This is a genomic window from Pusillimonas sp. T2, assembly GCF_002236805.1.
In the GTDB taxonomy this organism is placed as follows: domain Bacteria; phylum Pseudomonadota; class Gammaproteobacteria; order Burkholderiales; family Burkholderiaceae_B; genus Neopusillimonas.
Genome location: NZ_NIQA01000001.1, coordinates 462,748 through 486,471 on the forward strand (window position 1 = coordinate 462,748; position 23,724 = coordinate 486,471).

Consider the following 23,724-nt stretch of genomic DNA (forward strand, 5'->3'; position numbering starts at 1 on the left):
GCCACCGGAGACATCATGGAATTCCCTCAGTCCGTCATTGACCGCGTCGTCGCCCGCCAGGGCTGCCTTCACCCGTACGACCACTTCAACGCCGCAGAAACGGCGTTTGTAGTGGTCGACCTGCAAAACTTCTTTACGCAACCTGGTTACCTGGGCGAATGCAAGGCAGCCCGAGCCACCTTCCCTGCCGTCAACGCCCTGGCCGCTGCATTACGCCAGGCAGGCGGGCACGTCATCTGGATACAAACCAGTGCCGACGGCGCCGAAAAATTCTGGTCGCACTTCCAGCACAACATGCTTGCGCCCAAAAACAGCGCCCGACGCCTGGCCGAGTTATCCGAATCGCACGACGGGTTTCAAATACCCGACGCGCTTGACGTCGCCCCGTCTGACACGCGCATCATCAAACGCTACTACAGCGCGCTAAGCCCCGGTTCGTCCAACCTGCATGATGCCTTGCAAGCCAAAGGCGTCAAAAACGTACTTGTAGGCGGTACCGTCACCAATGTCTGCTGCGAATCGACCGCCCGTAACGCCATGATGCTCGACTACGTCACCGTCATGGTGCACGACACGCTATCGGCCGTCACCCCGCAAGAACATCAGGCTTCGCTTGAAGGCTGGCTGCTATTCTTTGGCGACGTTCTGGGCACTGAAGAGGTCATTGCCCGGCTACGCGCCGACTAATCATTTTTGTGCACGATACTGACAAGGCGTGCACAAATCCGATAGTCGCCCCCCTCCGCTGCACATTACTGTTCGGTTACAGCCCGGCGGGCATTGCCCCGCTGCGGCCAAACTTGTTGAACACAACTTATAGTGCATCGGAGACCTCATGAAAACCAATAACTTCCTGAACAGGGACCACTTCCTGCTGGGTACCTTTTCAACCAATTGCTCGGGCGGCATGACCGTCTCGAAATTGCCCAATCGCTGGAAAGCCGACTGGGAAAGCAACCTGAAAATCGGCAGGCTCCTGGACGACGCCGGCATGGACTTCATGCTGCCCATCGCTCGCTGGATTGGTTACGGCGGCGAAACCGACTTTCATGGTTATGTACTTGAAACCGTGACCTGGGCCACCGCCATGCTGGCCAACACGAAGCAGCTGACTGTCTTTGCAACCATTCACACCAGTGCCAATCACCCGGTCGTGATTGCCAAGCAAATTGCGACTATGGCCCAAATTAGTGGCGAGCGCGTTGGCCTGAACATTGTGGCCGGCTGGAACAAACCTGAATACGAAGCCCTGGGTCTGAGCCTGCCCGATGACCACGAAACCCGTTATGGCTATGCGCAGGAATGGTTCGACGTCATCAAAAAGGTCTGGAAACACGACGGCCGCTTTGACTGGAACGGCAAATACTTCCAACTCAAGGGCGTCTATGGCAATCCCAAGCCGCAAACCATGCCCCCGATCTATAACGCCGCCGGTTCGGGCCTTGGCCGCGAATTTGCAGCACGCAACGCTGACTTCCTGTTTACCCCCGCCATCGACCTGGAGCGCTCAAAGACCGAAGTTGCAGAGCTCAAGCAACAAGCCCTTGACCAGGAAGGCCGTAAAGTGGGCGTACTGACGTTCTCGCATGTCATTTGCCGCCCCACCGAAGCCGAAGCCAAAGCGGTATGGCAATCGCTGCAAGACAACGCCGACTGGGCCGCCGTCGACAACCTGATCCGTCTTCAGTTCGCACACGCCCATTCATTCCCGCACGACCTTCTGGCCCTGATTCGCGAGCGCTTCGCAGCTGGCCATGGTGGCTTCCCGCTGGTGGGTACGCCCGAACAGGTTGCAGACGGCATTACCCAACTGCACGAAGCCGGTTTCGGCGGTACCACGCTATCATTCTTTGACTACGCGGAAGAATTCCCCTATTTCCGTGATAACGTGCTGCCCATCCTTGAATCACGTGGCATTCGCAAAAAATTTGTATGAACGACGCATTACTCAACCAGGAATTCCGGGCCGCCATGCGCCAGCTGGCCGGCGGCGTCTCGGTCATTACCGCCGCCAACGGCAACGAGCGAACCGGCCTGACAGCCACATCGGTGGTGTCCATTTCGATGGACCCACCCGAGCTGTTCATTTCGGTAAACCAAAGCTCATCGTCGTGGCCTGTCATCGAGAAAGCCGGCAAGTTCGGCATCAATGTGCTGCAGCATGGCCAACAAATTGTGGCCGAGCACTTTTCGGGGAAAGGCGGACGCAAAGGTGACGACCGATACGCCGACGACGACTGGTACCAGACCCCGGACGGCGTCTGGCTGTCGCGCCGGTCGCTGGCTGCTTTTGCCTGCGACGTCGAAAAAGTCTGGCTGCACCGGCAACATGCACTTATCGCTGGCAAAGTCACCCGGATCGACATTAATCCTGGGCCTAAGCCACTTGCGTACTGGCAAGGCAATTACGGGTCATTTTCGGGCCAATAGCCCACATGTGAAATGGTCCCCCGGGGAAACCCCCAGAGGCAAAAAAACAGTTTAGGTATAAACTGTTAGCTTTATGTCATTGGGGCGTTTCCCCCGGTTCACCAGCCGCATTCTCCGGCTTCAGGCCGGCCCGGGCGCCGAAGGAAAATGCACATGCAGGCGGCACTCAACGCGCAACCGCGCAGCCATTTGTTTAGTCGTTTCCCAAAGTTCACATCGCATGATGCCGAAGAAGTCAGGCATCAGGTCAGCCGTATTTTTTGCGATCACGACCTGAAAGTCGTAGGCAAATCGCAGGCGCTTAATACACAAATACACTTTCGCCCTGGCAAGCGCGTCAGCTATGGCCGAATGCTTTATGGCGCCACTGTCGACATCGAGCCAGGCAAGCTCGACGATTTTTACCTGATACAAATCCCGGTTGCCGGGCAAGAAACCATCGAATGCAACCGGCAATCGGTGCACTCAAACCCCAGCATTGCCACCATCATTAGCCCCGACCTCGAATTCCGCATGCGGCACGAACGCCATGCCGAAAAGCTGTTCATTCGGGTCGAGCGCAACGCCTTCGAACAGCAATGTGCCCAATATTATGGGCAAGGGGTACGCGGGGCATTAAATTTTGATCCGGCTATCCCCCTAAATACCCCGGTCACGCAATCGCTCAAGCGTTTGCTCGACTGGCAATTGCTCGAAGCCTCTGAAGGCGAGCTCTTCAATCAGCCGCTTATTGCTGCGCGCTTCGAAGAAACTCTGATGGTGTCGTTGCTATGTAGTTTGTCGCACAACCAGCAACATACCATCGACCCGACCACGGTCGCTCCGGGGTTTATCAAGCGCGCCGAAGATTACATTCAACATCACGCTCACCTGCCGCTTACTGCCGGCGACATCGCCGAACATGTCGGGGTCAGTATCCGCAGCCTGTTTGCCGGGTTCCGAAAATATCGCAATACATCACCCATAAAGCTGCTCAAAGAAGTTCGGCTCGAGCGTGTACGCTCCGACCTCGAACGCCCTGCGGCCCATACCAACGTGACCCAAGTCGCTCTGCGCTGGGGGTTTACACACCTGGGGCAGTTCTCGGCCGACTACCAGCAACGGTTTGGCGAGCTGCCATCGGCCACGCTCAAGCGGCACGTATCCTGAACCATAAGCCGTAAAGCGCAGGCACAAACAACAGGGTAATGGCTGTTCCCACGGCCACGCCGCCAATCAATACAAACGCCAGCGGTCCCCAAAAAGTGTCCAGGGTCAACGGCACAAACGCCAGCACAGCGGCCAGGGCCGTCAGCACCACCGGCCGCGCGCGCTGCACTGCCGCTTCAACCACACCCTCCAAAGCCGTCATGCCGGCATCAAAATTGTCGGCCACCTGCTGAGTCAGGATCAAAGTGTTGCGCATCAAGATGCCCGCCAGGCCAGTCAGGCCCAGCAAGGCAACAAAGCCAAACGGCTGATTGAACAATAACAGGGCCAGCACCGCCCCGATAAGCCCTAACGGGGCCGTCGCCACGACCATAAAGGTGCCCGAAAACGAACGCATTTGCAGCATGATGAAGACCAGCATGGCGGCAAACATGACAGGCTGCAACTTTTGAATCGACGACTCGCCCTTACCTGATTCCTCAATCGTTCCGGCCATCTGCAGGTCATAGCCCTGCGGCAATTGCTCGCGTACCGACGCCAGAGTCAGCCATATCGCGACACTTACATCATTGGGTTGTGCGCCCTGCACGTCGGCCTGCACCATCAACGAACGTTGCCGGTTATAACGCTTGATTAAAGGCTCTTCGAAACGGGTTTCGACCTGACCCAAATGAGCAAAGGGTACTTTACGTCCCTCGGGGGTCAGAATTTCAATTTGCCCCAGTAGATCAGCATGCGAGGTCTCGTCGTCTAACCAGGGGCTCTGCATGCGGGCCACCACATCAACGGTGCGGATATTCTGGCGTAACTGACTAATGACCAAGCCATCGAGCTGAAACTGCAGCTGTTGCGACACCTCAAGCGGCGTCAGCCCCAACAGCCGCAAGCGCGCATTGTCCATCGACAAATGCAATTGCGGCGCGCGCTCGTCCCACTCAAGATGGGCATCGAGAATGTGCGGATTGGCCTGCATGCGTTGACGCACCTCATGGCCGACATCACGCAACACATGCGGGTCGGGCCCCACAAGCCGGAACGCCACCGGCCACACCACAGGCGGGCCGTACAACAAACCGGTCACTCGCACGCGCGCCTCGGGGAACGCCCCATCGGCAATCGCCTGTTGCAAACGGGCGATCACCCGGTCACGAGCTTTGGCGTCGTGCGTAACGGCGATCAGTTTGGCAAAAGCCGGGTTGGGCATTTCAGGGCTGGCAGAAATAAAAAACCGCGGTGCTCCAGCGCCGATATACGCTGACAAGCTGCGAATATCCTCGTCGGGGGCCAACAAACTTTCGATTTTGCGAACCGTTGCATCGGTTGCGGCAATACTGGAGCCTTGCGGCAAATAGACACTGACCAGCACTTCGGGCCGATCGGAAGCCGGAAAAAACTGCTTTTGCACGACCGTAGCCATGCCCACAATAGCCACTACCAGTAGCCCCACCGTCGTAAAAACCACCGTCTTTCTGTGGACTACGCACCAGGTGACCCAGGTGCGCAAACGACGATAGCCCGGCGTTTGATACGCCGCAGTGCCGCCATGATGCGCCGGCATGTCGGGCAACAGCTTTACGCCCAGATACGGCACAAATACCACCGCCACCAGCCACGATACGATCAACGCAATACCCAATACCCAGAAGATATTGCCGGTGTACTCTCCTACGGCCGACTGTGCAAAACCCACAGGAATAAAGCCGGCTACGGTGACCAGCGTGCCAAACAGCATAGGGGCTGCGGTCACATTCCAGGCATGTGCCGCCGCACGCACGCGGTCCCAACCCGCCTCCATTTTTACCAACATCATCTCGACCGCAATAATCGCGTCATCGACCAGTAGCCCCAAAGCCAATATCAGCGCGCCCAACGTCACCCGATCAAGATTGATGTTCATTAGCAGCATGACCAGAAACGTAATGCCCAACGTCAGCGGCACGGCAACACCGACAATCAGCCCCGCCTTAACGCCGATAGCCAACATACTGACGGCCACCACTACCGCAATCGCGACAAAAAATTTGACCTGAAACAGGCTTACCGCGCCGGCAATAGCCTCGGCCTGATTAGTCAGAACCTCGAGAGTCATCCCCAAAGATAGCGTCTCACGCTCTTTAACGACGAACTGAGTCAACCGCTCACCCAGTTCAAGGCCATTCACCCCACTTTCCATGACCACGCCCACCAGCATGGCGTCTTTACCGCGCGACCGAACCAAATAGCCTGGCGGGTCTTCATATCCCGGCGTCACGGTTGCAATATCAGACAGGCGAATGAGACGGTCGCCTATGCGCAACGGCACGGCTGACAGTTCGTCCAGATCAGACAAGTCAGTGTCCAGCCGTAAATAAACCCGCGGTCCTTCGGTTTCAAGGTGGCCAGCGGGCAACAAGCGGTTGTGCGCATCGATGGCTTGAAACACCGCCTGCGGCGAAATGCCCAAGTTATTCAGACGCGCAGTATCGAACTCGACAAACACGCGCTCGGACCGCTCGCCCAGCACAAGCGCCTTACGTACACCCGGCACCATACGGATCCGGTCACGCAGCGCTTCGGCATCGCGCGTCAGTTCGCGCATGGGCAGGCCTGGCGCCGTCAGCGCCACAAGACTGAAATAAACATCGGCAAAATCATCATTGACCACGGGCCCCATAACGCCGGCCGGCAAACTGATTGCCTCTTCCTGCATGCGCTTTCGTACTTCGTAGAACAGATCGGGTACCTGCGCTTTAGGCGTGTGATCAAAAAATTCGACCTGCAAGCTCACTTGCCCCGGGCGTACCGAGGTCTCGATTTTGTACAGACTGGGGACTTCTTGCAGCCGTTTTTCAAGCCGGTCGGCCACCTGCTGCTGCATTTCTTCGGGCGTGGCCCCGGGCCAGTAGGCTGACACCACCAGCGCGCGCACCGTAAACGGCGGATCTTCGGCGCGCCCAAGGGCCATGAAAGCGTAAATGCCGGCAATAACCGCCAGAATCAAAAAAAACAGCGTAATGGCGCGCTCTTTGACCGCCAGCGCCGAAAGATTGGGAAAACTCATTTGCTGAGTTCCTGCACGGCCATGCCATCGACCAACAAATGGGTACCCAGCGCGACGATTGTTTCGCCGGCCTGAAGATCTGCACGTATCAAGGCTGTTTCTGTGTCCAGCCTTAACAAGGTCACCGGAACAGGCCTGACTGTGCCATCTTTAAGTAGCCAGACATTAGGACCCTCACCCCGTTCGCTCAGCGCCCCAACAGGTACCCTGAAAAGTTTGCCATCTGTCTCTTCCAACGAAAACATTAACCGCTGTACGCTCCCCAACTGCAGCGCCGGCGCTTGTGGCGGCAATGCATAACGGGCGCGCAGCGTACGGCTTTGCGCATCGACGGCACCGGCCGCTTCGCGCAACTGCACCACCATAGCTTCCCCGTCGGACTTCAATTGCCCCTTGGCGGGCGGCTGATCACCTTGCGGAAAATAAACCTCGATCTCACGCTCGCCCGCATGAGCCAGCAACGCGACCGTTTGGCCCGCCGCAACAACTTGCCCCACATCGCCTGTCACATCAATCAATACGCCGTCGGCCGGCGCCAGCAAACGCGCATATTCAAGTGCATTTTTCGCCTGCGTCTGGCGCGCCAGCGCCCCTTGCAGTCTGGCCTGTGCTTCTTGCAGCACAAGTTCGGCCTGATCGGCTGCCTGACGGCTGACGGCGTTGCCGGCCAGCAATTGCCGATGGCGCGTCAGGTCGTCTTGTGCAATGCGTTGGGCCGCGCGCGCAGCGACCACGCCCGCCTGGGCTTCGCGAAATTGCTCATCCAGGTCGCGAGTGTCCAGCTGGAACAGTGACGCCCCTTTCTTGACAACCTGCCCGGCGTCAACGGCACGTGCCAGTATTCGGCCCGGCACTTGAAACGCCAGGGGCGATTCGACACGCGCACGCACCACACCCGACAGGCTGAACGCAGACCCCTCGGCAGCCTGCAATGTCCAGGTCTTTACATACGGTGCAGGCGTTGCCGCGACCGTATCACGACCCTCGCCACAACCAGACAAGAACAACGCCGCCACCGCCAAGCCAACAGCCAGAAAACGCATGAACTACCCCAAATTTGAACTGAATCGCATCGTACCGTATGTATGCCACCCGATGCAGGGCAGATTTTTGAATAGATAAACAATATTAATTAATTCATTAGATATTCAAATTTCCATAATGACTCGGCTTGACTTTAAATAGACGCATATCTGCTTCAGCCCCAAAGGAACCTTGCAAAACCATGTCCAAAGAATGTGAAATCCTGATTGTCGGCGCCGGTATTGGTGGCCTGAATCTTGCCCTCAATTTACACGCGGCCGGTATTTCATGCCGCCTGTACGAGGCGGTTCCTGACATCAAGCCGCTGGGTGCGGGTATCAATGTCCTGCCTCACGCGGTCAGTGTGCTCGACCGCCTGGGCCTGGTACCCGAACTGGAAAAAGTAGGCGTGAAGACCAAAGAATCCATTTTCTTTGATCACCACGGTTCATTTGTATACAGCGAACCGGCGGGTCTGGATGCCGGCTATGCCTGGCCACAGTTTTCGATTCATCGCGGCGACCTGCAATTTGTCTTGATCAATGCCGTAAAACAACGCCTGGGCGATGACGCGATTGTGCTCGATCGGCGCTGCACAGGAGTGACCCAGGACGACAACGGCGTTACCGCTACTTTTGTCGACAGCGACGGTAAACCTTCAGAGGTCAGGGCGTCCATTCTTGTCGGCTGCGACGGTATTCACTCCGTCATCCGCAAACAGTTGTACCCCAATGAACGCGAGCCCCGGTTTTCCGGAATTAACATGTGGCGCGGCGTCACGCCCATGAAGCCCTTTTTAAGCGAAGCCAGCATGGTGCGCGCCGGCTGGCTCGACGTAGGCAAGATGGTGATCTACCCGATTCGCAACAATATCGACGCCGAAGGCAACCAACTGATCAACTGGGTGGCGGAAACCTTGTCCGACCGCCCGGTCGTGCGAGACTGGACGCGTGCCGGACGCCTCGAAGACTTCTTCTCGTACTTCGAAAACCGCCACCACGACTGGTTGGATATCTCGGGCATGATTGCCAAGACCGAGACCATTCTTGAATACCCCATGGTCGACCAAGACCCGCTGCCACGTTGGAGTTTTGGGCGTATTACGCTGCTGGGCGATGCCGCACACCCCATGCTGCCTCGGGGCTCGAACGGGGCTGGGCAAGCCATTCTTGACGCCCCGTGCCTGATCGAACAGTTCAGAAAATACGGCATTAACGAGGGCGCACTAACGGTCTACGACCGCATTCGCAACAAGGCCACCACCGATGTGGTCTTGTTCAATCGCAGCGCGCCGCCCGACACTATTCTTAAAGAAGTGCATGAACGCACTGGTGGCAAACCCTTTAACGACATCAACGACGTGATCAGTCGTGAAGAGCTGCAGGCCATTTCGAACCGCTACAAAAGCGTCGCCGGCTTCAAGGTCGAAGACCTGCAAAAGAAACCTGCAACCAGTTCTGCAGCATAAGCCCGCAAGCATTACCAAATCAAAATAAACCAAGGAGACAAACCATGAAACCTTTCAAGAAAGCACTGAGCACCCTGGCCCTGGCCTGCGGCCTCATCGGCGCCGGGCAAGCACATGCCGAAAACCTGAAAATCGGCCTGATCCTGCCTTTATCGGGTCCATTTTCAACGATAGGCAAGCAAATTCTCGACGGCGTCAAACTGTATATGAACGTACACGGCGACACCGTCGCCGGCCGCAAAGTCGAGCTTCTATTGCGCGACGACACCGGCATTGCGCCAGCTGTCAGCCAGCGGGCAGCACAAGAGCTGTTGGTTAACGAAAAAGTCAATATTTTGGCTGGCTTTGGCTTTACGCCTGCAGCGTTTGCTGTAGCCCCGCTGTCAGAAAGCACAAAAACGCCCATGGTGGTCATGAACGCGGCAACGTCGTCCATCACAACCAAGTCGCCCTACATTTTGCGCACCTCATCCACCATGGGCCAATTTACAGCGCCCAATGCCATGTGGGCCGCCAAGAACGGCATGAAGAATGTCATTACCCTGGTGTCCGACTACGGCCCAGGGCACGACGCTGAGAAGCAGTTTGTCAAAACCTTTACCGAAAACGGCGGCAATATTGCGGCGCAAATTCGCATGCCCGTGCAAAGCCCCGACTTTTCACCGTTCCTTCAGCGTGTCAAAGATGCCAAGCCGGACGCCGTCTTTCTGTTTGTGCCTGCGGGTGAACAAGGCGTTGCATTTATCAAGGGCTACCGCGAACGCGGTCTAGATAAAGAAGGCATCGAACTGCTATCAACCGGCGACATCACCACCGAAGACCTGATTGCCGCTACCGGTGACGCCGCGATTGGGTTGAAAACGTCCTTCACCTATTCCGAGGCGCACGACTCTGACGTCAACCGAGAATTCAAACAGAAGTACAAAGCCATGTATCCGAACCAGCGCCCCACGTTCCTGACGGTTGGCGGCTACGACGGCATGCACCTGATCTACGAAACACTGAAGAAAACCGGTGGCAAATCAGACGGCGATACCTTCCTGGCCAGCGCCAAGGGCATGGCTTGGGAAAGCCCTCGCGGCCCAATCTCCATCGACCCTGAAACGCGCGACATCATCCAGAATGTTTACATTCGCGAAGTCAAGAAAGTCGACGGTCTGCTACAGAACGTAGAGTTCGACGTTATCCCGAACTTCAAAGATCCAGGCAAACAGCCCTGATTACGCGTTCAAATACAAAAAAGCCTGCATACGGCAACGTTGCAGGCTTTTTTGTGGTCCGCGGCAAGCCACCCAGCGCGCTGCCGCAATACACATCACGCCTACGCGTAAGAGTTTCTACACCGCTTTGGGACGCGGCCGCTTGTGAATTTGGCCCAGCGACGCATAGAACGGACCGCCCAGACGGGCCACAGGATCCATCGCAACACTATCAATGTGACGCCCGTCGAATACGTTTTTATCGACGTGGAAGGCCACAATTTCGGCGATATACAACGTATTAATGCCGGTACCCAAGGGCACCACTTGCGACAAACGGCACTCCATTTGTGCAGGCGACACCGCTACACGCGGCGGCTTGACCAACTGGCTGGGCAGCAACGGAATCTCAAGCACCTCGGCTTCGCTAACGTTGGCCGGGTACTCGGCACTGCTTTGGTTCATCATGTCGAGCGCTGCGGTGGGGGTGATATTGACGACGAACTCGCCGGTATCGCGAATATTGCGCGCCGAATCCTTGAGCGCGCCATCGTCTTGCAGCGCAATGTTTACCGCCAGCATGGGTGGGCTATGCGCCACATAATTAAAGGAACTGAACGGCGCCACATTGACGACACCCTCGGCACTTTGCGAACTGACCCACGCCACAGGCCGTGGCACCACCAGGCCGGACACCATCTTGTACCCCATGCTAGGGTCGATTTCCGACGCCAGCAAGGTCGTCATGTCATCGTTCTGAAAAACTTTCATTTAAATAAACACTTGAATAGCCAAAGAGAAGCGTCCGAATTTAACAGCTTCGGACGCCTTTAGACAATGCGAACGTCGTCAGCCGGGGCTTGGACTGACCGGCCTTGGGATGGGCCTACAGCAACGACGCGATCAGCCAGTAAATACCTGCTGCCATCAGCGCCGAAGCCGGCACCGTGATGATCCAGGCCGCCACAATTTTGGTCACCGCAGTACGCTTGACCAGCTCACCACGGTAAACACGACGCATTTTTTTGTATTCTTTTTTGGTCAACTCGACGTCTACCGTGTGATCTTTAAGCTGCTGCAGCATGGCTTGCTTGGCTTGCACATCGGCAGCGGCAAACTTGTCAAGAAACGCCTCGACCTGCGCCTTATCGGCCCCGGTGTGCCGGTGTTTGATCCACTCGAGCATTTGCGAATAGTTTGACTTCAGGTGTTCGCGCAAAAAGCCGACACCAAAAATCCCGCCAATAGCAATATGTGTTGAGCTGACCGGCAAACCCAATTGCGACGCAACAATCACGGTTACCGCCGCAGCCATGGCAATAGAAAATGCCCGCATCTGGTCAAGGTCGGTAATTTCGCCACCTACCGTACGAATCAGCTTGGGACCATACAAGGCCAAGCCAATGGCTATGCCCAACGCACCGATCAACATGACCCACAACGGGATACCCGCCTTGTCGGAAACACCACCATGAAGGACTGTGTCGGCAATAGCAGCCAGCGGCCCAATCGCATTGGCGACATCATTGGCGCCATGCGCAAAACTAAGCAAAGCTGCCGCAAAAATCAGCGGAATGGTGAACAAGGAGTTAATGGACTTTTTGGTATTGGACAATGTCGCCACACGACGTGCCATGACCGCACGCGTAAGCAACCAAACCAACGCACCAATAAGCCCACCGACAATAACCGCTGTAAGGAATTCAACATCCCAGATCTTGTTCAACCCCTTAAGAATAAGATAGGTGGAAAAGGAGAACGCCATGACGCCGATAAGAATGGGCACCGTCTTGCGTGCTGCAGCCACCATGTCGCTTTTGTAGGTAATGGCCCATTTAATCCACAGCAAAAAGCCGGCTGCAATCAGCCCGCCCAGAAGCGGCGAAACCACCCAACTGGCCACAATTTTGACCATGACGCCCCAGTTGGCCGCAGCAAAACCACCCGCCGTTACTCCGGCGCCAAGCACTGCACCCACAATAGAATGAGTCGTCGACACAGGCGCACCCAGCGCCGTCGCCAGGTTCAGCCAAAGCGCACCGGCCAGCAAGGCCGCCGTCATCAGGGCCAGGAAGTGATCGGGGCTGGGAATAGCCGCCATATCAATAATGTCGCCCCGCACTGTCGAAACCACATCACCGCCTGCGATAAGCGCACCCATAACTTCGAAGATCGCGGCAATGACTATGGCCCCTGCCATTGAAATTGACTTTGACCCCACCGCCGGTCCAACATTGTTAGCCACGTCGTTGGCGCCGATATTCATGGCCATGTAGCCGCCAATCATGGAAGCGACTACCAACATAATGCCCTGCGTGCCCGAAGTCCCCAGACCTAAAGACGAATAGATCATGATGCTGACAACAAACAGCAGACCCATGCCAAAGCGGAAGAATTCACGCTGACTGCGTTTAGTCGCGTGCTGGATGTCGGAGAGTTCCTGGAATTGCATGAAGATAGTCGGGAGAAAAAGCCCGTTTGCGAAAAATTGCGTAATTATGACATTTCAATGAATTGTCATGCGAACGGTTACATCACAATGAAGCGATGGCGCAACACCTATCCCCCGTGATGCCGCGCGTAAACCTCCGCCCCCATCGCGGCAATTTGCTGTTCAATCAGGGCGTCGAACGGTCGTAACAACGGCTCAAAATCTTGCCCGGGCTCAAGCCACGTCAACGTCCGGACAATCGCCTCAATCGTTGAAACGGCATTCGGTTCAGCGGCTTTACGCACGCGATAACGCGATGGCACACCATCGGCCAGCATCAGCCTGGGCAAGTCGGCCAGCACCGGATTCAGCTGAACAAGTTTGCGCGCCTTACGCCACGTGCCATCAGGCACAATCAGCAACGGTGCGTCGCCGGCCGCAAGTGCCTCAAGCGGCAGAGGTGCCTGAGCCTCGGGGCCCGGAAAAAGCAGAAACGCGGCCGAGGCCTGACGAATAGATGACGCCAGATCGGGAAAATGCTCGCCCACCCACAGGGTGCTGTTGGTTAACCCCAACGCAGCCAGCCGCGCCGTATTCAAGGCATGACGGGACTCATCAGGATGCTGCAGAATGAGTACACGCGTACGGCTGGGTACGGCGGAAACGTAAGCGCACAGGCAATGCGTTGCTGGGCGAAGACATCGTGGGCAACTGGAACGCCCCTTCTTTTCGAGATTCTTTGTATTCACCCTGGACATTCAATCTAAACAATAACAAGCGGTAGCACTCAAGCCCACCCATTGCACCGAACAATCCTCGTGAGGGTCGCGACTGTAACGAGAAATAGCTTAACGCCCAAAAAATCAGGAGAAATCTGGAAAATTACAAATAAAACAATTGGTTATAATGCAATTTTAAGAAACATTATCCAAAGTAAAAATAGTAGTGCATAGAAGACTTGTTGCGCACCAACAAAATGATCACCCAAACTCACGTTTTCCGTTTTTTGAGCAACAGCAGTACCGGAAACATTCTAAACTCGAAGGGTTATGGAAAACGAAGACATTACGACTGATCATCCCTTGAGCCCTACGTACGCCATCGCAATAATTTCAGCGAAAGGGGGCGTCGGCAAAACATCGTTCGCGGCCAGCCTTGGCGTCTGCATCGCACGGGCCGACCGACCAGTCCTCATGCTCGACTTGGATCCTCAAAATTCGCTTTGTCACCATGTTGGCATCCCGCCAAACGCACGAGAAGGCTCTGCGCTGGCAAGCCTTAACAACCACAAATGGTCGACCACAGTGGTAGAGCTTGCTCCAGACGTACGCCTGATCCCATACGGCATTCCCTCAGAGGCCGAACGAACCGCCTACGAAGACATACTGGAGCAAAACCCGCACTGGCTTTCAGAGCGTTTAAGCGAACTATCGATAACACCCGGCACCATCATCATTTTTGACACGCCGCCGGGCCCATCTATTTACATTCAGCGCGTTCTCGAAATCGCAAATCTAGCCCTGGTGCTCACTTTGCCCGATGCGGCCTCATTCGCAGCCATACCTGTCATGGAGCGCTTACTGAATCAATACAGCAGGCCACGCACGGCGTTCGACGGGGCCAAGTACATCATTAACCAAGTCAACAGCGCACACCCCTTGTCACGCGACATGGCTGAAGTTATCCGCCACGAGCTGGGCTCTGCATTGATAGGACGCATACATGCTGATCAATTTATGTGTGAAGCGTTGGCGAATCGACAAGACGTCACCAGCTTTGCGCCCTACTCGCAAGCTTCTTACGACATCAAAATTTGTACAGACAGGGTTTTGCAACTATTGCAAGCCAACACGACGAAACGGCCATGACCACCAAAAAATTGCCAAACAAGTATGCTGTCGGCATCAACAAACTGCTGCAACAGGCCTCTGAAGAGAAACGCTGGCGCAACCCGTGGGTCATTGCCATAACCCTTGCCATTACTTTATTTACCTTTGGCCTGCTGATCGTAGTGCCGCTCGACTTCTGGTCGCAGGTCCTCTTTTCGGTCTGCATATTGGCAGTAGCCATGGTCATCAGAAGACTGGAAAGCAAAATCGCTTCCCACATATTGATCATTTTTTCTTCATTGGCGTCGCTACGTTACATGTATTGGCGCGTTACCGAGACACTGGGTTTTGAGACGCTTCTTGATGCCACATTCGGCTATGGCCTTTTACTAGCCGAGATATACGCCCTATTGGTGCTATTGCTGGGTTACCTCCAAACCGCCTGGCCGCTGCACCGAAAGCCTGTGCCGCTGCCCGACGACATCGACGCCTGGCCCAGCGTCGATGTGTTCATCCCAACATATAACGAACCCATAGGTGTCGTGCGGCAAACCGTCTACGCAGCACTCGCCATGGACTGGCCTGCTGAAAAACTGAACGTCTACTTGCTAGATGACGGCAGGCGCGAAACCTTCCGAGAACTCTGTGAAGACGTAGGATGTGGGTATATGACCCGCGACAACAACCGACACGCCAAGGCGGGAAACCTGAACGCAGCCCTGGCCCAAACCAACGGAGAATTCGTAGCTATCTTTGATTGCGACCATATACCTACGCGCTCGTTCCTCCAATTAACCATGGGGTGGTTTCTGCGCGACTCAAAACTCTCCATGGTTCAGACCCCTCACCACTTTTTCTCGCCCGATCCTTTCGAGCGGAACCTAAATACTTTTCAGTCGGTACCCAACGAGGGGAACCTGTTTTATGGCGTGGTGCAAGAAGGCAACGACCTTTGGAATGCCTCGTTTTTCTGCGGCTCCTGCGCCATTCTCAGGCGCAGCATGCTGAATGAAATTGGCGGGGTTGCCATTGAAACGGTAACCGAAGACGCTCACACCGCACTCAAACTAAACCGAAAAGGCTACAACACAGCCTATCTGGGGATACCGCAGGCTGCAGGTTTAGCGACCGAAAGCCTTTCAGCACATGTGGGCCAGCGCATACGTTGGGCGCGCGGCATGGCACAGATTGCACGCGTCGACAATCCGCTACTTGGAAAAGGCCTTACCCTAGGGCAAAGGCTTTGCTATCTGAATGCAATGCTTCACTTTTTTTTCGGGCTCCCTCGCTTAGTGTTCCTGACCGCTCCATTGGCATTTTTGTTTTTCGGGGCACAGGTTTTCCAGGCATCCGCACTCATGATCGCCGCATACGCGCTGCCTCACATCATCCAGAGCAATCTGACCAACTCCAAACTACAAGGCAAATTCAGGCATTCGTTCTGGAACGAAGTCTACGAATCGGTGCTTGCCTGGTATATCGTGCGACCGGTCATCGCTACATTCATCAACCCTAACAAAGGTAAGTTCAACGTAACGGCCAAAGGCGGCATCATCGAGCGATCTTACCTTGACGCTGACATCGCCAAACCTTATATCTTGCTGCTCGGGCTGAATCTTTTTGGCTTGCTGATCGGCGGCATCATGTTGGCAAGCAACTATGAGAACCCCGACCTGTTCATGACCATTATCATGAACATGCTCTGGACGGTCTTCAACGTACTTCTTGCAGGAGCCTGCGTGGCGGTTTCCCTCGAAAGCCGGCAAATCCGGCAATCACCACGGGTATCAGCCACGCTTCCCGCGATTCTGCAGACGCCTGATGGTATGGCATTTCGCTGCGACACCCACGACTTCTCTGAGCAAGGACTTGGCGTCACGCTGCCGCCTGGCGTCCAAATAGCGCCCGGGTCGCTCGTTGGGGTCACACTTACGCGCGGAGATGACGAAGCCTACGTACCCTGCAAGGTAGTGTTGTGCCAAGACCAACGCATCGGTGTCAAACTCGAACCGCTTACGCCAGAACAGGCTTTTAACTATACGCAAATGACCTTCGGGCGTGCAGACTTGTGGGTCGACGCCTGGAACGCCGCAGCGCCAGACGCGCCGTTAAGCGCCCTACGCAACGTATTAAATATTGGTGTGCGAGGCATCAGACTATTCGCGAAGCTATCGCGCGACACCCTGACAGAAAAACTCAAGCATCCCGGCATCGGGAAGGCACGCTCTTCATCAGACTCACAGGTTAAACAGTCATGAAGGCGCTCGCTGGAAAATTGCATTCTGGGTTTCAGCTGCTTTGCGCTGCGGCTTCAGTATTGCTAGTAAACACGGCTTACGCCGCAGATCACGTCGAACCGCACGCACTCAGCGCTCCTGAAATACAAAGCAGGTCCCCAAACCAGGCATCAACGCAGTCTCTGTCGTATACGCTAGCCGACCTTGGCCAGCGCAATAACATCAAGATTGTCGGCGCCGATGGCTCGTACAGCGTCGCCCTGCTCATGCCCAACAAAATCGTGCCGGTCACAGCGCAACTCAAGCTGAAATACCATCATTCAGACGAGCTACTCAGCGGTCTATCTCACTTGAATGTGCGTATAGACGGAAAACACGTTGCGACAATACCCATCAAGCAAGATGAAGCGGGACAAGAACTGAGCTACAACGTCGAATTACCAGCGGGCTGGATAACACCCGAATCAAGGCTGGACCTGCAGCTTATTGGACACTACACCAATCGCTGCGAAAACCCCCGTTATTCCGGACTATGGCTAGAAGTAGACAACACGAGTACTCTCGATCTGGAGGCGCGTCCGAACCTTGCCAACCCTCGCCTTGACGATCTGCCTGTACCCTTCTTCAGGGGTAACTCGATCGCTCAACTTGTCTTGCCTTTTGTATTGCCGGCAAGCCCGGATGCCGAAACCCTTGAAGCGGCAGGCATCGTTTCGTCGTGGTTCGGCGCGCTCGCCGACTATCGCGGCGCAAAATTCCCCGTTAACCACGACAAACTGCCCGAAACAGGGGACGCCGTTATCGTCTTAAGCGCAGATGAATCAATTAACGGACTTGAGCTGCCTGCGGTAAAAGGGCCTGAGGTGGGCGTGTTCACGCACCCAAGTGATCCAACCGCCAGCCTTCTGGTCATACGGGGTAAAAATCAAGCCGAGGTAAAACAAGCCGCGCAGGCACTTGTACTAGGCGACAAGGCATTGACCGGTAAGCAAGCGTATATCTCAGCACTCGACCTTCCAGAACCGCGACTACCCTACGATGCGCCCAGATGGCTGTCTCGTCACAATCCCGTCGCGTTCGGCAATTTGCAAGCACCTGCCAACTTGCAAGTCAACGGTTTTTCGCCCGATTTAATCAGGTTTGGAGTACGTTTGCCGCCCGACCTTTATGACCCTGACGATGTTGGGGCATTAATTAAACTTGTTTACCATTACACACCCCGGCCAAAATCAGATGCATCCCGCCTCTTGAGTAGCGCTAACGGCATTCCGCTTGGCGTCATAGATCTCAAACCAGCGGGCAACCCCGACACGGCCACACTAAGCCTTCCGGTCAGAACGCTTGCCTCACAAACCGAGCTCCAGTTCTATTTCGACTATAACTATCTATCTCGCGAGAACTGTAAAGACGTTCCCGCGGATACTGTGCGAGGTCGGATCGACCCTAGCTCGACCATCGACATATCGCACTTGCCGCACTTTATCGCCATGCCCAATATGGCCGCTTTCGCCAATAGCGGCTTTCCGTTCACTCGCTTGGCAGATTTATCTGAAACAGCCTTTGTTCTACCGCAACAATCTGGTACCGAAGAGCAAACAACCTACCTCAACATTCTGGGTCAAATGGGCGCAGCGACCGGATACCCCGCAATACGCCTTCAGGTTGTTTTCCCGCAGCCAAACACCCCACTGCCCAACAAGGATATTTTGGTCATCGCGGGATCCAACGTCCACGATGTATTGGGGCCTTGGTCGAGCGCCCTGCCAAAAAATAGCGTCCTGGAAAACGGCCAAGATCAAGAAAATTCCTCGTTATGGAAAAAGCTTATTGCATACGTCGACCCTTCGACCAGCACTCAACCGCATCGCCAACTAAACCATCAGGCATTACTAACCGGCTTTGAGTCGCCTGCGTCAGCGGGCCGCAGCGTTGTTGTAGTTGCGTCAGCAAACCCATCAAATCTGCACCATTTCAGCGACGCGTTGTTAAACACAAGTTTGTTGGAACGCATCCGTGGGTCAAGTATTAGCCTGGGTGCCGATCAGGTACAAACGCTGTCAACACAAACCGACTATTACCTGACCGACCTAAGCCTGCCGCATCGCATTGTTTGGTACTTGGAACGCCACCCGTTAATCCTTGTCATGCTCGCTCTAATCACGACCGTGATACTTGGGCTCATGATGTACGCAACACTGCGTGCTCGCGCGATTAAACGTCTGCGCCAGCAAGAGAGCTAAACGAACAGGGATGCAATACAACACCTAGCCAAAAGGCTTAAAACTTTTGTAATTTTGGTCTAAAATCGCATTAAGTCGCACATTTAACATAATGCTACTCTTTAGGCATGTGCGCTACAGGCAAGGTTATGCTTCAAGAATGCGGGCCGGAAACCCGCAGCTCCGCCTTGCAAAAATTATGCTGGTTATGCATATACGCTTCTCAAGTTGCCAATTCCAGCGCTCTCCGTCTGCGTTGCAGCATCTGGGCCGCCCTGCTGGCATACCGTTTTTCCCCGCAAAACTACCTAAATCGCTCGTTCCAATGCGTATTTCCATACGTATTGCCCAACGCTGCGCTCGCAACGCTTGAGAAATCCAATAAGAACCCAAAGGACCGTCGTGGAAAAAGATATCGTCCAGTACTTGATTACGCAACACTGCTCGGCTCAATGGAGAGGCTTCATGGGGGCGCTTGCACAAGAGCTCACACAGCATCTCACACCCAGCAACCTACGCGGGCTCATGCGCCGCGCGGGCCAACGCTTTGCAAGACAGCACCCCTTACCAGAAAGTGAGACGATCGGTGCACTTCAAAGCGCAATCAATGCGCTCTGGCAATCGATGAACTGGGGTTGGGTTTCTATCGACGACGAACATGCACAACTCGTTATTCGTCACTACCTGTCGCCTTTACCCGTCAGCATGCTGCCCGAGAACATGCCCTGGTCAAACGGTTTCCTGGAAGGCGCCTATGAGCAATGGCTGCATCAATCGGGTGCTGATGAATCGCTTTGTCTGCGTCAATCGGCCATCGACGACAGCACGGGTACTGTTGAGTACCGCCTTGAGCACCGCTCATTCGAACGCTGAAATGAGTCGTACTCACCATTGTAAAAAACGAAACGGAATAGAGTGGAACGCAAAATGAGTCAAGACACCGACATTCAAAACCTGTTTCGACAGTTCGACGGGCAATCTGCAAAATATAAAGAGATCACCCGTGACGAGCAAAATTCCAGCGCACGTCACCGGTGGCCGTTGATCGAAACCATTAAGCTTCACCAAGAGCCGGTTCCGCCTGCGCGCATCGTAGAGCCGGCTTTTCCTGAGCACGTTGCAGAGCCGCAAGTGAGCAACACGTTCGCGGCTGCGGTCGCGACGAACCAAGCACAACACGCTTCCGTGGCGCCAGCGCCTGAGCCAAAACCCGCGCGTGTCATACCGTCAAAAACGGCCTTGCTCAGGTCGCTCGCGCAGTCGCCCCAACGACTTCGATCGCAATTTGGCCCAACCGCCGCGCCCGACCTCTCAGAGGCCCAACACAAGCCATTGTTCCAGGCGTCAAACAAGCGCACCGAAAAAAAACCAATCGAAACGCCTGCGCCCAGCACGGTAGCGCAAAGCGCTGCGCCCACAACACCGTCCGATACGGCACAAACGCCGCTAAAGCGGTTATTCGGGCGTTTGGCATCGTCACCGCAAGACAACGCCCCCTCTGACCTTCCCTTGCGTCGCGGATGAACCGCACCGTGAAGAAAGTAGCGATCGTTTCAACCAAGGGCGGCGTAGGCAAAAGTACCGTATCAGCAAATCTGTGCATGGCACTATTTCGCTCAGGCTTTCCGGTGCTGGGTGTTGACCTGGACCCTCAGAACGCATTGCACCTGCACTTTGGCGGCCGCAATGACAGACTTGACGGGATTTCGAGAGCGACACTGGAAGCACGCGAATGGCGTGACGCGGCGTACCAGGTTGACGCCGGCCTGGCCGTTTTGCCGTACGGCCTAATTAACGAAAACGATCGTCACGAGTTTGAAAAACGACTGACCCACGACGCCCACTGGCTCGAGCGCAACTTAAATCAATTGCCTATCGCACCCGAAACCATCGTCATCATCGACACACCGCCGGGGCCGTCAACGTATTTGCAGCAAGCCCTAACAACTGCAGACCTGGTCATTGTGGTGACGCTTGCCGATGCGGCCTCGTATGCCACCCTGCCTCAAATGGAAAAACTCATCCGCAACTTTTGCACATCGCGTGATGATTTTTTAGGGTACAGCTATCTGGTTAATCAGTACGATCCTAACAAAGCGCTTAGTCAGGACGTGCTGCAAGCCCTGCGAGAGCAGCTCCCTGACAGCACCGTCGAGCCCGTCAAATTTAACCAAAGTGTAGGCGAGGCACTTGCCTACGGAAAGACCCTCATTGAGTACCGTCCGGACAGTATTGTGAATCAAGATTACTTTTCCTGGGCCAAGTGGATCCTAGACCACCTCGAAGTCACAGTACCAGACACCTAAGCACGCTGCGCCAACTCAGACAAAACAAAAGACCTCAGATGCTCATGACAAATAAAACGTTTCACCCGCCCTTTACACGTGGTCGGCTTATTGCACGATGGATCGTGCCTTGCATGCTGGTTGGGGGCTTGTTAAGCCATACGTCCAGCCACGCCAACGAAACAACAATTGCCTCTGAGGAAACAGTCGCGCCTATCGGGATCGAACCGGTTGCGGCCACCCCACCCTTTGTCGCCAACCGCAACATAACCTTCCAAGCGCTCGGGGCACAATATCCATTGAACCTGCGCGGCATCGACTCAAGCAACACGATCCCCTTCAGCATTCGCGCAGACGAGGTAGTTACAGGCGCACGGCTCAAGCTTGGTTATGCCTATTCGCCTTCACTGCTCCCAGATCTCTCGCACATCAATATTCTGGTCAACGACGAGGTTGCGGCAACCATCGCGCTGCCCAACGATAAGGCAGGACGCCAGCTCACAAAAACCGTCACTCTCCCTGCCCATCTCATCACGGCCTACAACCAGTTACGCGTCCAATTAGTCGGGCACTACACGCTCGAATGCGAAGACCCTCTGCATTCCAGCCTGTGGGCCAACATCAGCAACCGCAGCACCTTAGAGCTGGCGGTCAACCCGCTGCCGCTACCCGACGACCTTGCCCTATTCCCATTGCCGTTCTTTGACCCACGGGATATCGAGCAACTCGTGTTGCCGTTTGTATTTAGTGGCGTCGCCGACAACAACGTGCTAGAGGGCGCTGGCGCGCTGTCCTCTTGGTTCGGTGCGATGGCTGGCCATCGCCGCGCCCACTTTCCTGTAGAGAAAGACGTGGCGCCTGCAAGCGGGAACGCCATCGTTTTCGTCAACGGTGCAGAGCAAGCCCGCTTTTTTCACTCTGACCCTTTGGCCGGCCCCACGCTGGCCGTTACGCCTAACCCTCAAGACCCCAGCAGCAAATTTTTACTGATAATGGGCCGAAACAGCGAAGAGCTTAAGCAGGCCGCCATTGCCCTGGCTGCGGGTAACCAGACACTGAGCGGTCGCGCAGCGCTCATTACACAATTCGCCGAATTGAAACCCCGGGTTCCTTACGATGCGCCCCGGTGGCTACGCACCGACCGGCCCGTAGCATTTGGCGAACTGATCGACGAAAAGCAATTGAACGTGTCCGGTTACAGCCCAGACTTGATTCGCATCAACGTGAGGACACCTCCTGATTTGTTCGCATGGCGCGAGAAAAACGTACCTATTCAATTAAAGTACCGCTATACGCCGCAACCGACTTCAGTGAACTCTTCTTTGCTCTTCAGCGTCGACGATCTCTTCATGAAGTCGATGCCATTGTTCGCACTGGATGATCTTTACCCAGAGCAAACCCCTGCTACCCAAACGCTACCGGATCAAGACATACCGTCTCACGCGCTGCTGGAAGTGCCGTTGAACACGCTGAAGTCCAGCGCACAACTGCAGTTTCGCTATATGTACGACTACATAAAGCAAGGCGAATGCCGTGACATCATCATTGACAACGTTCGTGGTTTGATCGACCCCGAGTCGACCATCGACCTGACAAGCTATCCTCATTTCAAGGCAATGCCGGATTTGACGTCGTTTGTAGACAGCGGCTGGCCTTACACCCGACTTGCCGACCTGTCGGAAACGGCAGTCATTCTGGACAAGCAATTTTCTGCCGACGAAGTTACGCTGTACCTCGACCTGATGGGCCTGATGGGCGAATCGACAGGCTACCCTGCGCTGGCCGTGACCGTAACCCACATAGACGGAATCGACGCGGTCGCCAACAAAGACTTGCTGGTACTCGCCGCCGGTGCCGAAAAACCCGCCTTAACCTACTGGAACGACTTCTTGACCGGCAGTTACACGGGTGCAGACGGCAAACGCTTGGGAACGTCCGACTTGCTGTACAAAAGGTTGATGTGGCCCACGCCTGACCCACGCAACGCCATCGTGCCGCAACGGGCGACGATTAACTACGACAGCCGCGGGTCCAGCGCCATAGTGGCTGGCTTCGAGTCTCCGAAAGTTCCAGGCCGAAGTGTGGTCGTTGTGGCCAGCAATCAACCCGAGGGCCTTAAACAAGCCAGCTCGGCCATACTGAAAAACGAAGATTTTCAGGGTACGGTGGGGGGAAGCCTTTCTATCGTCAGAAACAATAAGATAGACCAGCTTGTTGCAGACCAAACTTACTACACCGGCGATTTGGGCTTCTTCAAGCATATTCAGTGGGTACTCTCACCCTATCTGCCGGCCGCCCCCTGGAAAGCCGCTCTGATAGCACTCCTTGCGCTCTTGGTCGTGGCCGCCTTGGTGACGCAGCTTGCCCGAAAAGTTTTACGCAATCGCAAAGCGCGTACACCTAAGGCCTAAAAC

Annotated in this window: 18 protein-coding genes; 13 read left to right on the forward strand and 5 right to left on the reverse strand. The window is 55.2% G+C overall.

What is annotated here, in order from left to right:
• The first annotated feature begins 15 nt into the window (after positions 1-15).
• The 4 genes from PuT2_RS02125 (at position 16) to PuT2_RS02140 (ending at position 3,579) form a co-directional block, all read left to right on the forward strand.
• On the forward strand, positions 16-687 hold the full coding sequence (locus tag PuT2_RS02125) for a cysteine hydrolase family protein (RefSeq protein ID WP_093969369.1): 672 nt from the start codon (positions 16-18) through the stop codon (positions 685-687).
• Between the two features lie 148 nt (positions 688-835).
• Positions 836-1,936, forward strand: coding sequence for an LLM class flavin-dependent oxidoreductase (locus PuT2_RS02130; RefSeq protein WP_093969370.1), 1,101 nt, complete (start codon positions 836-838; stop codon positions 1,934-1,936).
• On the forward strand, positions 1,933-2,430 hold the full coding sequence (locus PuT2_RS02135) for a flavin reductase family protein (RefSeq protein ID WP_093969371.1): 498 nt from the start codon (positions 1,933-1,935) through the stop codon (positions 2,428-2,430). Before PuT2_RS02130 ends, PuT2_RS02135 begins: the two co-directional genes overlap by 4 nt.
• Positions 2,431-2,583: 153 nt before the next feature.
• Positions 2,584-3,579 (forward strand): AraC family transcriptional regulator, encoded by a 996-nt coding sequence (locus tag PuT2_RS02140; RefSeq protein WP_158213995.1) that lies wholly within the window; start codon positions 2,584-2,586, stop codon positions 3,577-3,579.
• Here PuT2_RS02140 and PuT2_RS02145 read toward each other — a convergent pair.
• Positions 3,560-6,619, reverse strand: a complete 3,060-nt coding sequence (locus PuT2_RS02145; protein WP_093969373.1) for an efflux RND transporter permease subunit — start codon at positions 6,617-6,619, stop codon at positions 3,560-3,562. The two genes, PuT2_RS02140 and PuT2_RS02145, sit on opposite strands and share 20 nt — an antisense overlap.
• Positions 6,616-7,662 (reverse strand): efflux RND transporter periplasmic adaptor subunit, encoded by a 1,047-nt coding sequence (locus PuT2_RS02150; protein WP_093969374.1) that lies wholly within the window; start codon positions 7,660-7,662, stop codon positions 6,616-6,618. The genes PuT2_RS02145 and PuT2_RS02150 overlap by 4 nt, the downstream gene beginning before the upstream one ends.
• 182 nt (positions 7,663-7,844) lie before the next feature.
• Between PuT2_RS02150 and PuT2_RS02155 the strand changes: the two genes are divergently transcribed.
• Both PuT2_RS02155 and PuT2_RS02160 read left to right on the forward strand, forming a co-directional pair.
• Complete coding sequence (locus PuT2_RS02155; protein WP_093969375.1) at positions 7,845-9,110, forward strand: flavin-dependent oxidoreductase; 1,266 nt, start codon at positions 7,845-7,847, stop codon at positions 9,108-9,110.
• A gap of 44 nt (positions 9,111-9,154) precedes the next feature.
• On the forward strand, positions 9,155-10,330 hold the full coding sequence (locus PuT2_RS02160; protein WP_093969376.1) for an ABC transporter substrate-binding protein: 1,176 nt from the start codon (positions 9,155-9,157) through the stop codon (positions 10,328-10,330).
• A 117-nt stretch (positions 10,331-10,447) separates the two neighbouring features.
• On the opposite strand, the gene PuT2_RS02165 is transcribed toward PuT2_RS02160, so the two are convergent.
• From PuT2_RS02165 to PuT2_RS02175, 3 genes are all read right to left on the reverse strand, one after another.
• Positions 10,448-11,080, reverse strand: a complete 633-nt coding sequence (locus PuT2_RS02165; RefSeq protein ID WP_093969377.1) for a flavin reductase family protein — start codon at positions 11,078-11,080, stop codon at positions 10,448-10,450.
• A 115-nt stretch (positions 11,081-11,195) separates the two neighbouring features.
• Positions 11,196-12,761, reverse strand: coding sequence for an inorganic phosphate transporter (locus PuT2_RS02170; protein WP_093969378.1), 1,566 nt, complete (start codon positions 12,759-12,761; stop codon positions 11,196-11,198).
• 107 nt (positions 12,762-12,868) lie between these two features.
• Entirely contained in the window at positions 12,869-13,489 is a 621-nt protein-coding gene (locus tag PuT2_RS02175) for a tRNA-uridine aminocarboxypropyltransferase (RefSeq protein WP_254046914.1), read from the reverse strand.
• 300 nt (positions 13,490-13,789) lie between these two features.
• Between PuT2_RS02175 and bcsQ (PuT2_RS02180) the strand changes: the two genes are divergently transcribed.
• From bcsQ (PuT2_RS02180) to bcsB (PuT2_RS02210), 7 genes are all read left to right on the forward strand, one after another.
• Entirely contained in the window at positions 13,790-14,608 is an 819-nt protein-coding gene (gene bcsQ, locus PuT2_RS02180; RefSeq protein WP_093969380.1) for a cellulose biosynthesis protein BcsQ, read from the forward strand.
• On the forward strand, positions 14,605-16,827 hold the full coding sequence (bcsA, locus tag PuT2_RS02185; protein WP_093969381.1) for a UDP-forming cellulose synthase catalytic subunit: 2,223 nt from the start codon (positions 14,605-14,607) through the stop codon (positions 16,825-16,827). Before bcsQ (PuT2_RS02180) ends, bcsA begins: the two co-directional genes overlap by 4 nt.
• Positions 16,824-19,046, forward strand: a complete 2,223-nt coding sequence (bcsB, locus tag PuT2_RS02190; RefSeq protein WP_093969382.1) for a cellulose biosynthesis cyclic di-GMP-binding regulatory protein BcsB — start codon at positions 16,824-16,826, stop codon at positions 19,044-19,046. The genes bcsA and bcsB (PuT2_RS02190) overlap by 4 nt, the downstream gene beginning before the upstream one ends.
• A gap of 381 nt (positions 19,047-19,427) precedes the next feature.
• The gene (gene bcsD / locus PuT2_RS02195) at positions 19,428-19,898 is read left to right on the forward strand and encodes a cellulose biosynthesis protein BcsD (RefSeq protein ID WP_143516083.1); all 471 of its coding nucleotides are present in this window, start codon (positions 19,428-19,430) and stop codon (positions 19,896-19,898) included.
• 54 nt (positions 19,899-19,952) lie between these two features.
• Positions 19,953-20,549 carry a cellulose biosynthesis protein BcsP gene (bcsP, locus tag PuT2_RS02200; protein ID WP_143516085.1) on the forward strand — a complete coding sequence of 199 codons (597 nt, stop codon included), beginning with the start codon at positions 19,953-19,955 and terminating at the stop codon, positions 20,547-20,549.
• Positions 20,546-21,331 carry a cellulose biosynthesis protein BcsQ gene (bcsQ, locus tag PuT2_RS02205; protein ID WP_093969385.1) on the forward strand — a complete coding sequence of 262 codons (786 nt, stop codon included), beginning with the start codon at positions 20,546-20,548 and terminating at the stop codon, positions 21,329-21,331. The genes bcsP and bcsQ (PuT2_RS02205) overlap by 4 nt, the downstream gene beginning before the upstream one ends.
• Positions 21,332-21,375: 44 nt before the next feature.
• Positions 21,376-23,721: a cellulose biosynthesis cyclic di-GMP-binding regulatory protein BcsB gene (gene bcsB, locus PuT2_RS02210; RefSeq protein WP_158213997.1), complete on the forward strand. Its 2,346-nt coding sequence runs from the start codon at positions 21,376-21,378 to the stop codon at positions 23,719-23,721.
• The last annotated feature ends 3 nt before the right edge of the window (positions 23,722-23,724 follow it).